The 8,574-nt window shown below is 52.7% G+C and carries 10 protein-coding genes; 5 read left to right on the top strand and 5 right to left on the bottom strand.

The window, feature by feature from the left end:
- Nucleotides 1-38: 38 nt before the first annotated feature.
- Complete coding sequence (locus tag AC1W8Y_RS03700) at nucleotides 39-656, top strand: response regulator transcription factor (RefSeq protein ID WP_482013117.1); 618 nt, start codon at nucleotides 39-41, stop codon at nucleotides 654-656.
- A gap of 16 nt (nucleotides 657-672) precedes the next feature.
- Here the strand turns inward: AC1W8Y_RS03700 and AC1W8Y_RS03695 are convergent, their stop codons facing one another.
- Nucleotides 673-1,434 carry a sensor histidine kinase gene (locus AC1W8Y_RS03695; protein WP_482013116.1) on the bottom strand — a complete coding sequence of 254 codons (762 nt, stop codon included), beginning with the start codon at nucleotides 1,432-1,434 and terminating at the stop codon, nucleotides 673-675.
- Nucleotides 1,435-1,461: 27 nt separating this feature from the next.
- Nucleotides 1,462-1,767, bottom strand: a complete 306-nt coding sequence (locus tag AC1W8Y_RS03690; RefSeq protein ID WP_482013115.1) for a YXWGXW repeat-containing protein — start codon at nucleotides 1,765-1,767, stop codon at nucleotides 1,462-1,464.
- A gap of 63 nt (nucleotides 1,768-1,830) precedes the next feature.
- Between AC1W8Y_RS03690 and AC1W8Y_RS03685 the strand changes: the two genes are divergently transcribed.
- Complete coding sequence (locus tag AC1W8Y_RS03685; protein ID WP_482013114.1) at nucleotides 1,831-2,742, top strand: DMT family transporter; 912 nt, start codon at nucleotides 1,831-1,833, stop codon at nucleotides 2,740-2,742.
- A gap of 32 nt (nucleotides 2,743-2,774) precedes the next feature.
- Here the strand turns inward: AC1W8Y_RS03685 and argH are convergent, their stop codons facing one another.
- A complete protein-coding gene (gene argH, locus AC1W8Y_RS03680; RefSeq protein ID WP_482013113.1) occupies nucleotides 2,775-4,193 on the bottom strand; it encodes an argininosuccinate lyase in 1,419 nt (472 codons plus the stop codon).
- Between the two features lie 92 nt (nucleotides 4,194-4,285).
- Here argH and AC1W8Y_RS03675 point away from each other — a divergent pair, with 92 nt between their 5' ends.
- Together AC1W8Y_RS03675 and AC1W8Y_RS03670 are read left to right on the top strand one after the other, a co-directional pair.
- A complete protein-coding gene (locus tag AC1W8Y_RS03675) occupies nucleotides 4,286-5,932 on the top strand; it encodes an NAD+ synthase (protein WP_482013112.1) in 1,647 nt (548 codons plus the stop codon).
- A gap of 43 nt (nucleotides 5,933-5,975) precedes the next feature.
- Nucleotides 5,976-6,314, top strand: coding sequence for a P-II family nitrogen regulator (locus AC1W8Y_RS03670; protein WP_482013111.1), 339 nt, complete (start codon nucleotides 5,976-5,978; stop codon nucleotides 6,312-6,314).
- 20 nt (nucleotides 6,315-6,334) lie between these two features.
- Here the strand turns inward: AC1W8Y_RS03670 and AC1W8Y_RS03665 are convergent, their stop codons facing one another.
- Nucleotides 6,335-6,919, bottom strand: a complete 585-nt coding sequence (locus tag AC1W8Y_RS03665; RefSeq protein ID WP_482013110.1) for a chorismate--pyruvate lyase family protein — start codon at nucleotides 6,917-6,919, stop codon at nucleotides 6,335-6,337.
- A 21-nt stretch (nucleotides 6,920-6,940) separates the two neighbouring features.
- On the opposite strand from AC1W8Y_RS03665, the gene AC1W8Y_RS03660 reads away from it, so the two are divergent.
- Entirely contained in the window at nucleotides 6,941-7,669 is a 729-nt protein-coding gene (locus tag AC1W8Y_RS03660; RefSeq protein WP_482013109.1) for a pseudouridine synthase, read from the top strand.
- 39 nt (nucleotides 7,670-7,708) lie between these two features.
- Here AC1W8Y_RS03660 and AC1W8Y_RS03655 read toward each other — a convergent pair whose 3' ends face one another.
- Nucleotides 7,709-8,566 carry a 23S rRNA (adenine(2030)-N(6))-methyltransferase RlmJ gene (locus tag AC1W8Y_RS03655; protein ID WP_482013108.1) on the bottom strand — a complete coding sequence of 286 codons (858 nt, stop codon included), beginning with the start codon at nucleotides 8,564-8,566 and terminating at the stop codon, nucleotides 7,709-7,711.
- Nucleotides 8,567-8,574: the final 8 nt, after the last annotated feature.

Raw genomic sequence — 8,574 nt, 5'->3', positions numbered from 1 at the left:
CTTAATATCTAAGAAAATTAGCAACGGAATTAGTCGTGATGAGTTTAGGACACATCTATCTGATTGACGACGATGAGTCAGTCAGAGTCGCTTTATTTAAGGCTTTTGTGCAGTTGGGTTATAGCGTTGACTGTTTCGCAGATGCGCAGTCCTTCATTGAGCAATCACCAACAAGATCGCCAGCCGTGATTCTGTTGGATATGCGTCTACCTGAGGGGACGGGCGTTGATATTCAAGCGCTCTTGAAGCGGCTCAAATTAGAAACCCCCGTCGTGTTTATGAGTGGGGCTGCAACGCAGTTAGAGATAATCAATGCCATGCGGCAGGGCGCTTTTGACTTTTTGCTCAAACCACTGGTGATTGAGCAACTACTGACCGTGGTGAACCAAGCGCTCGTCAAAGATGCCGCCCAACAAGACCTGATCGCGCGGCGATCTCGTTTGGGCAAGGCATTTAAAGGATTAACACCGCGCGAGAAGCAGATTTGTAAGGATATGCTTGACGGCAAAACCAACAAGCAGATCGCAGAGCAAAGTGGCACAGTCGCGTCTACGATCAAGCTTCATCGAGCGAGGGTGTTGGATAAGATGGGTGCAGAGTCACTCGCTGATCTGATTTCCATCTTCAAAGGCATTGAGCCAGACGATTTGAGCTAATCCGCGTTCAAACCGCTCAAACCGCTGAAATCGGCAATGAAATGCTGAAAATGCGAGCGCCTTGGTTGACTTGATACACATTAAGCGATCCATGGTGCCTTTGCACAATCAGCTTACTGATCAATAAGGGGTTATCCGTTGTCGCCAGATCGTCCTGATGGTGGTTAAAGGGGGAAGTCTCGATACAAACGCCAGTGTTCCGTGGTGCTTGAGTCGAGACCTCGAACAAGACGGTCTGGTTTAATTGTGATCGACTTAGTGAAATAGTTAATGAGTTTTGTTGTTGTTTCGCTAAATCGCCTGCATGGCACAATATATCCAGTACAACCATTCGCAATTGCCCCTCGTTGCCCGACAAATAGACGTCTGGTTCGAGCTGCACCGTTAACCCAATGTTGCGATGATCCCAGTCAGGTTGTGTCAGCACCACGATGTCTTCAATCGTCTTACTGATAGAGAAACGTTGCGAATCAACAGCCTGTGTTTGAAAAACCCGTTGTAAACGCGTAACGATATCGATGGCTCGGTCTGTGTCCGCATCAATGCGGCCAAGCACTTCGTCAACGAGTTCGTTGCTACGTTGCGCGCCGGGTGTTGCCCTCAGCGTGAACAGATTAATTCTCGTCGCTGAAAGCGGTTGCGCCAGCTCGTGAGCCAGTGAACCCATCAGCGGGCTCACGCTATGGGCGTTGATGAGGACGCCGATCGCCCTCAAGAGCTGTGCATTTTCAGCTTGAACGATCGCCAGCTCAGCTTCTAGTGTCTCTAACGCTTTCATTATTCACACGGCTGTTCTGCCATCGCATCAGCGCCAGCGAGGTTCAATCCAGACCCAGACCCCGCCACGATTCACCCAATGACCGTGCTCCCAGTGTCTGTATTCGGGGCTGTAGCGCACGTACTCGCCGGGTATCCAAATATATTCACGCCCATCCCAGCGCCAGTGGCCGGGACGCCAGACGTAGCGTCCTCCCCTCGGCATGGGGGGGATCGTTTCCTGGCGCAAAGGAGGCAAAGGCTGATAGGATTGTGCCTGCGCAGAAGTGCCCATCGTCGTCAACGAGAAAGCACTGACCTTTAAACACGTGATCAAAAACGTTCTGCGCGACATACTTTTCACCCATTAAACCTTTGCCCGATTCTAGCACTCCCTGACCAGAGAAAATGCCCTCAAATGCCTGACCAACGTAAACCTACAAACTCACTTTCCGGGACGGCATTTGCGACCCTTTTGTTGGTAGGGGTTCTGATGGGATCCAATCATATTTCTGCTCGTATCGCTTTTAACCATGGTTTGAGCGTGGGTACGGCCGTCGTCGTGCGCAGTCTCATGATTGTCATTGTCATGCTGATACTGGTGCGTCTGCAAAAGGTGCAGGTAAGGTGGACGCGACGTCATTGGCAAATCATGCCAGTCATCGGCATCTTGATGTCTGTGCAGGGATTTTCTCTCTACTCTGCCGTTGCCCGACTGCCTGTTTCCCTGGCTTTACTCGCGTTCAACACCTATCCCCTGTGCATCACCTTCTGGGCGCGTGTGCTCTACCGCGAAAAAACCCCCGTCATGGTGCTGAAATCCATGCCTGTGTTGCTGATCGGATTAGCACTCGCACTCGATGTTTTAGGGACGTCGTCAGGCCTGGGTATCCAAGGACAATGGCTTGAGATTGGCGCAGGCGTTGCGTTTGCGCTGACGGCGGCGATCACATTCGGCCTCGCCTTGGTGCTCACGCAATATGAAGCGGGCGATTTGGATGGGCGAGTACGCACAGGGGTGATCACAGCGACTGTTGCAACGTTGACATTCATGGTTGTAGAAGCCACGGGAGGCTTGCATTGGCCAACCGAGCCTGCGGGGTGGGGCGGTTTAGCCGGCTTGACCGTTTTTTACGGCACAGGCTTCACGATACTTTTTACCGTATTGCCCAGAATAGGGGCCGTTGGCAATTCAGCCATCATGAACATCGAACCGATTTGCGCTCTCGGGTTGGGCTGGTTGATTCTTGGCCAGTCGATCGCACCGATTCAGGTAATCGGCGCTTGCATCGTCGTCGCAACAGTGATCACCTTGGGACTGCGACGATAGATATCGATCGCGAGACCTGTCGTTAATCATTTTTACAAAATCGGCTCATCCAAAATTTTCTTCGCTGCCTCTCTCACTCTGATGGGGGCTGTCCCGCCAATATGTGATCTTGAGGCGACGGACCCCTCAAGCGTTAACACAGCAAATACGTCTTCTTCGATAGAAGGGTGCAACTGCTTGAGCTCAACGAGTGATAAATCGGCGATATCGCAGCCTTTTTGCTCGCATTCACGAACAGCATGCGCGACAGTTTCATGGGCATCTCTGAAGGGCAAACCTTTTTTGACTAAATAATCCGCCAGATCAGTCGCTGTTGCATAACCTTGGAGTGCTGCCGCACGCATGGCGTCAGCTTTGACTTTGATACCACCAATCAGATCGACAAAGATGGTCAAGGTATCGCGAACCGTGTCTGCCGTATCGAAAAGCCCTTCCTTGTCTTCTTGGTTGTCTTTGTTGTAGGCCAGCGGTTGCCCTTTCATGAGCGTCAATAAGGCAACAAGATGCCCGTTGACGCGACCGGTCTTGCCACGGGCAAGTTCTGGTACGTCGGGGTTTTTCTTTTGGGGCATGATTGAACTGCCGGTACAAAATCGATCGGCCAGGTCAATAAAACCAACCCGTGGGCTCATCCAGAGCACCAGCTCTTCGGACAACCGAGAAATGTGGGTCATGATCAACGCCGCCGCGGCACAAAACTCAATCGCGAAGTCTCGGTCAGAGACCGCGTCCAGCGAGTTAGCGCAAACGGCTTCAAACCCAAGGAGTTGGGCGACCTGCAGGCGATCGATCGGATAGCTTGTCCCGGCCAGTGCCGCAGCCCCTAAAGGCAACACGTTTACTCGCTTTCGGCAGTCGATTAGTCTCGCTGTGTCGCGCCCGAACATTTCTGCATACGCCAGCAAATGGTGCCCAAAGGTGACAGGCTGCGCCACTTGCAAATGAGTGAATCCCGGCAAAATCGTGTCTGCCTGTTCGAGTGCAACTTTGGCCAAGGCGTGCCTGATTTGGCTGAGCAGGGCGACTAACTGGTCGATTTCGGCACGCACCCAGAGTCGGATGTCGGTGGCCACTTGGTCGTTGCGCGAGCGGCCAGTGTGTAGTCTTTTACCTGCATCCCCAATTAAATCAACCAAGCGTTTTTCGATATTGAGATGCACATCTTCGAGATCGAGCAGCCATTCAAAACGGCCTTCAGCAATCTCAGTGGATATTTGAGCCATCCCGTGTTCGATGCTTGCTAAATCTTCTTGACTGATGACCCCGACCGTCTTGAGCATCGTGGCGTGAGCGATCGAGCCCTGAATATCAAACTGTGCCATCCGGTTATCAAAGTACACCGAGGCGGTGTAGCGCTTGACCAGCTCTGTCACTGGTTCAGAGAAGCGGGCGGACCAGGCCTGCGATTTCTTTGCAAATTGGTCGTCGGGAGATTGATTAGGATTTTTCATCGTAACTGGATTATAGAGCCCGGCACTTGGCGGGTTAGCGTGCGATAATTTTGATCAAGAAAATCAATCCTAGCAGAGAATCAGAGATCATCATGGCTGCGATAAAAATTGGCATCGCGCAGATAAACGCTTGTGTGGGCGATTTAGAGGGTAATGCCAAAAAAGTACTTGAGGCGGCTCGCAGCGCGCACGCGGCGGGTGCGAGACTGTTGCTCACCCCTGAGCTTGTGCTGTCAGGCTATCCCCCTGAAGACCTGCTCTTGAGACCAGCTTTTGTCGATCAGGCGCTGCTTGTTTTTGATCGTTTGCGGGCTGATCTGGCTGAATGCGAGGGATTGCATGTGGTGTTGGGCCATCCGGTGATGGCAACGGGCGGTTTGCGCAATGCGGCATCAGTCTTGGCTGATGGGAAAACGCTGGGTGTTTATTACAAGCATGAACTGCCGAATTACTCGGTGTTTGACGAGAAACGCCATTTTGCCGGCGACAACCACGCCCTCGTGTTTAACGTCGACGGGATACGGTTCGGGATTAACGTGTGCGAAGACGTCTGGTTCTCGGATGCCCCAAGCGCGGCGGCCGAAGCGGGTGCTCAGGTTTTGTTGGTCCCCAATGCGTCGCCATTTAATATCGGCAAGCAGGCTGAACGAAATACTGTGTGCCAAACCGCTGTTCGTGCGACGGGATGCGCGCTGGTCTATGCCAACTTGGCGGGCGGTCAGGATGAGTTAGTGTTTGATGGCGCTTCCTTTGCCATGAATCGCAACGGTCAGCTGGTCGTACGTGCTGCGGATTTTGCTTCTGATCTGCGCTACGTCGAGGTGACCGCAGAGGGTGATCTCGTTTCTTCGCCCAACCAGCGAGCCGTGGATGAATCACTGAGCGCCGAGATTGCCGACCTTGAAACCCAAGTTTGGGGGGCACTCACGTTGGGGGTTCACGATTATGTGACCAAATCAGGCTTTAAATCTATCGTATTAGGCTTGTCAGGTGGGATTGATTCGGCTGTCGTGATGGCCGTGGCCGTTGATGCCCTCGGTGCGGATCGAGTCAATGCAGTCATGATGCCCTCACGTTACACGGCAGATATTTCGCAGATCGACGCACAAGACATGGCCAAGCGCCTGGGGGTGAAATATGACGTCATCGCCATTTCAGCGTTGACTCAAGCGTTTGAGGCAAGTCTTTCACCGCTCATGCAAGGTCGAGCGCCCGATACGACAGAAGAGAACATCCAGGCCCGTATTCGCGGGACGTTGCTCATGGCCTTATCCAATAAATTTGGCCATTTGGTGTTGACAACGGGCAACAAAAGCGAACTGTCGACGGGGTATTGCACGTTGTATGGCGATATGGCCGGCGGTTTTGCCGTGTTGAAAGATGTCGCAAAGACCTTGGTCTATCGACTGGCACGTTGGCGCAATCGCGTGGTTGAAGTCATCCCCGACCGCATCATTACGCGCCCACCTTCTGCCGAGTTGCGGCCTGATCAGACTGATCAGGATAGCTTGCCTGCCTACGAAGTGATTGACGGGATCATTGAACGTTACATTGAGGGCAATGAGCCAATCTCGCAATTGCTTGACGCTGGCTACCGAACGGATGATATCAATCAGATCGTCCGTCTGATTCGCATTAACGAATACAAACGTCGCCAAAGCCAGCCCGGCCCTCGGGTGACCTCAAGGGCATTTGGCCGAGACTGGCGTTATCCCTTAGTCAACGGCTTTAGGGAATAGGTAAAATCCGCAAGAAGATAACGATTCACAGACAGGATTCAACATGAAACAAGTGACCGCAATTATCAAACCGTTCAAACTCGACGAAGTCCGTGAGGCTTTGGCAGAGGTAGGGGTCAATGGCTTGACGGTGACTGAAGTCAAAGGCTTTGGTCGTCAGAAGGGGCACACCGAACTGTATCGAGGCGCTGAATACGTCGTGGATTTTCTGCCAAAAATCAGAATTGAGATGGTGGTCGCAGATGAGTTAGTCGACAGCGTCATCGAGGCACTGCTCAAATCGGCTCGGACAGGCAAAATTGGTGACGGCAAGATTTTCGTCATGCCCGTCGAACAATCGATTCGTATCCGCACGGGCGAGCAGGGTGACGAAGCGCTCTAAGTGCTGAGCGACCGGCTGGCTTAACGTGCGTTGACCATCCCTATGGTCAACGACTGACGCTCGAGTAAGCGCCAGAAGGCGGGCAGAAAGCACTCTGACACCATCAAAGGCTGGCGCGCTCGCCTGAAAACGGATCGTCTCGCCAGGAGGCCGACGTTAGGTGGCCCTTCAAGCGCGTTGAGCGCTAACCGATAGAGCGGGGCAGGCCGTTTAATGCGGCACATAGCAAAATTAGATCGGCTGATCGTCTTGTCTTGATAGAGAATGTCTGCGAGTGGGCGGGCTTTTAAGCCCCTGATGCCTTTCCAGTGGCTACGGGTTGCGGTCAGCGGCGTCACGCTGCGGGCGACGACGCATAACTCATCTTGAATCGACATACTGATTTCACGGGTCCAAACCAAATGGCGCGGGGGTAATTTGAGCAGTTGAGCTTCGTCGGCGTGCGCAACGCTGATATGTTGTCTCAACACTCGCAACTTAACAACCCCTAACTGTCTTAGCCCTGTGGTCAAAGCACCAGCACGAGTCAACCAGCCGCGCTGGATCCGCGAGGTCATGGGTGAGGGGCGTTGCAACCAATTCAATCGATTCGTCGGGTTTCTCATTCAGGTTGTATTATCGCAAGTATGGAGAAAGTAAGAATATCAAAGCTGATGGCTGAACAAGGCCTCTGCTCTCGCCGCGAGGCAGATGCCTACATTGAAAAAGGCTGGGTAAAGGTAGATGGGGTGGTCGCCGTACTGGGCGAACGGGCTTTCCCTCATCAAAAGCTGACGCTTGATCGCTCTGCCGCGCAGCACCAAGCGCAATCGGTGACGATTTTGATACATAAACCAATGGGCTATGTTTCTGGGCAGGCTGAAGATGGCTATACCCCGGCTGTCGCCTTGATTGAATCTCGAAGCCAATGGGAAAATGACAAAACAACGATCCGTTTTGAACGCGCCCACCTGCGCGGGATCGCGGTGGCTGGCCGGCTCGATATCGATTCGACGGGCTTGTTGGTCCTAACACAAGACGGCCGTGTGGCACGGCAATTAATTGGCGAAAATTCAGATGTCGAAAAAGAATATCTTGTCCGAGTCAGTGGCAAGCTGACCGAACGAGGCCTGGCTTTGCTCAATGTGGGATTGTCACTTGACGGTAAGCCATTGAAACCAGCCCAAGTGCGTTGGCAGAATGAAGATCAGTTGCAGTTTATTTTGAAAGAAGGCAAAAAACGCCAAATCAGACGGATGTGCGAGCTGGTTGGCCTAAAAGTCGTGGGCTTAAAGCGCGTGAGAGTCGGCAATGTCAAACTCGGTGATCTGCCGCCAGGGCAATGGCGCTATCTGAGGCCTAACGAACGGTTTTAAGCGAGGTCTTGCCGTTGCTTGACCCTGCGCCCCTGACAGTTACGCCGATCTATCCTCAAGTTTGTAGGTGGCGCGATCGTCTTGCCCCAGATGTTTGACCAGCCAAGGCATGACAGGCTTGAGCGCATCTTTCAGGGTGTAGGGAGGATTCACAATAAACATGCCGCTACCGTTTAATCCGACCCCGTCAGGGCTCGACTTTTTGACGGTCAAACTCACATGTAGCCATGATTTCACGTCCAGCCGATCGAGTTGTCGCACCATTTGTTGTGCTTCGAGTCGTTGGATCTGTGGATACCAAACGGCATAACAACCGGTTGCAAACCGTTGCACGGCGTCCTTCAACGTATCCATTGCCCGACGATAGTCCTGTTTGTCTTCATAAGACGGGTCAATCAGCACGATTGCCCGTCGAGTGGCTGGCGGAATTTGCCCTTTAAGACCCGCAAAGCCGTCTGTTTCGAAAACCGTGGTTTGGCGAGGGATGCGATTGCCGTGGGCGTCGAGATTCATATTCAGGATCTCGACTTCACTGGGATGTAATTCGAATAATCGCAGTTTGTCGGTTGCACGCACCATTTGAAGGGCGATCCAGGGCGATCCCGGGTAGTAGCGCAATTCGCCGTCCGGGTTGAGCGCTTTGATTTCGTCCAAATATGCCAAGACAGCCTTCGGGGCGGCGGGTTTATCCCAGATTCGCGCGATACCGTCAATATATTCGCCTTTCGTTTGAGCCCATTTCCCTTCTAAATCATAGGCACCCGCACCAGCATGTAGATCAATAAACCAGTAGGGTGCAGCTTTCTGGTTGTAGTAGTCGAAAAGATGAACGAGCACCAGATGTTTGAGAACGTCTGCGTGATTGCCTGCGTGAAAAGCGTGGCGGTAACTGAACAATATGGACT

It is taken from the genome of Jezberella sp. (assembly GCF_964834465.1).
This window is presented reverse-complemented; position numbering and strand designations above follow the sequence as displayed.

Coding starts and splice junctions, on each gene's coding strand:
- AC1W8Y_RS03670 (WP_482013111.1), top strand. CDS start 5,976: ATGAAACAAGTGACCGCAATTATCAAACCGTTCAAACTCGACGAAGTC.
- argH (WP_482013113.1), bottom strand. CDS start 4,193: ATGAAAAATCCTAATCAATCTCCCGACGACCAATTTGCAAAGAAATCG.
- AC1W8Y_RS03695 (WP_482013116.1), bottom strand. CDS start 1,434: ATGAAAGCGTTAGAGACACTAGAAGCTGAGCTGGCGATCGTTCAAGCT.
- AC1W8Y_RS03685 (WP_482013114.1), top strand. CDS start 1,831: ATGCCTGACCAACGTAAACCTACAAACTCACTTTCCGGGACGGCATTT.
- AC1W8Y_RS03700 (WP_482013117.1), top strand. CDS start 39: ATGAGTTTAGGACACATCTATCTGATTGACGACGATGAGTCAGTCAGA.
- AC1W8Y_RS03665 (WP_482013110.1), bottom strand. CDS start 6,919: ATGAGAAACCCGACGAATCGATTGAATTGGTTGCAACGCCCCTCACCC.
- AC1W8Y_RS03690 (WP_482013115.1), bottom strand. CDS start 1,767: ATGTCGCGCAGAACGTTTTTGATCACGTGTTTAAAGGTCAGTGCTTTC.
- AC1W8Y_RS03675 (WP_482013112.1), top strand. CDS start 4,286: ATGGCTGCGATAAAAATTGGCATCGCGCAGATAAACGCTTGTGTGGGC.
- AC1W8Y_RS03660 (WP_482013109.1), top strand. CDS start 6,941: ATGGAGAAAGTAAGAATATCAAAGCTGATGGCTGAACAAGGCCTCTGC.